This window comes from Paenibacillus phytorum (assembly GCF_013141715.1).
GTDB lineage: Bacteria > Bacillota > Bacilli > Paenibacillales > NBRC-103111 > Paenibacillus_E > Paenibacillus_E phytorum.
Map to the genome: position 1 here is coordinate 1 of NZ_WHOA01000187.1, position 1,368 is coordinate 1,368.

Here is a 1,368-nt window from a genome sequence, read left to right on the forward strand (position 1 = left end):
GGTGTAGTTTTTTTTGGCTAAATACTCAACTGAAGAGAAATTAGAAGCAGTCCTGGCTTATCTAGAAGGTAAAGCGTCGTATAAAACAATTGCTGAAGAACGTAATATGAGCACTGCGCCACTAAAAAGATGGGTTTTACGTTATCAAAAACACGGAGAGGAAGGAATCACCTCTTCGTATACAAATCACGAGATTCAATTTAAAATAGATGTACTCAATTACATGAACGAATTTGGGGCATCTATCAATGAGACCGCCGCTAGATTTAATTTGTCTTCGGATTACACATTACTCAAGTGGAAAAGACAACTCGAATCAGGTGGAATTGACGCCCTCATATCGAAGAAAAAGGGGCGTCCATCCATGAAAGAAGATACAAAGAAACCAACTCCAGTTGAAGGTTCAATCGAGTCTTTACAGGTGGAAGTAGAACGTTTACGAATGGAGAACGCCTACTTAAAAAAGTTGAATGCCTTAGTTCAAAGCAAGGAAAAGTTACAAAGCAAGACAAAGCGCAAGTAGTATTTGAACTAAGGCTAGAGTACCCCATTACTTCATTACTACAGCTGGCTCAGATTCCACGTAGTACGTACTATTACTGGGTAAGTACAATGAATTGTCCAGACAAAGATACGGACTTAAAATCCCGTATTTCAGCGGTCTATCATGAGCATAAAGGCCGTTATGGATATCGACGTATTACAGACGAGCTACACAATGAAGGGCACTTAGTGAACCGTAAAAAGGTGCAGCGCATCATGCGTGAACTTGGCTTAAAATGCATCGTTCGCATGAAAAAATATCGCTCATATAAAGGAACAGTTGGTAAAATTGCGCCAAACATCCTAGATCGAAATTTCAACGCTACAAGACCAAATGAGAAGTGGGTTACAGATATTACGGAGTTTAAACTGTTCGGAGAGAAGCTATACTTGTCACCCATACTCGACTTGTTTAACGGGGAAATCATTACCTACACCGTTGATTCGCGTCCATTATATACACTTGTCTCTGGCATGTTGGATCAAGCTTTGAAACGTAAGACTAACGATGACACCTTATTGATTCATTCTGATCAGGGCTGGCATTACCAAATGCCCCAATATCAACAGTTATTGAAGGAAGAAGGCATAACACAAAGTATGTCACGTAAAGGGAACTGTTACGACAATGCCGTTATGGAGAATTTCTTTGGGATCCTAAAATCCGAGTTTCTATATACAGAAGAATTTGATAGCATTGAACAATTCAAAGTAGAACTTGATCAATATATCCACTATTACAACCACAAACGAATAAAGGCAAAACTAAAACGCATGAGCCCGGTACAGTACCGAACTCATGCGTTAGAGGTAGCCTAACTATAT

At 39.5% G+C, this 1,368-nt stretch carries 1 protein-coding gene; it reads left to right on the plus strand.

Going from position 1 to position 1,368, the window contains the following annotated elements; genetic code table 11:
* The first annotated feature begins 13 nt into the window (after nt 1-13).
* Nucleotides 14-1,362 (plus strand): IS3 family transposase gene (locus tag GC098_RS26635; RefSeq protein ID WP_171646231.1). Its coding sequence is split into 2 segments (ribosomal slippage): nt 14-458 and nt 458-1,362, totalling 1,350 coding nucleotides; the frame shifts between segments, so codons are not numbered across the junction.
* Nucleotides 1,363-1,368 lie beyond the last annotated feature (6 nt).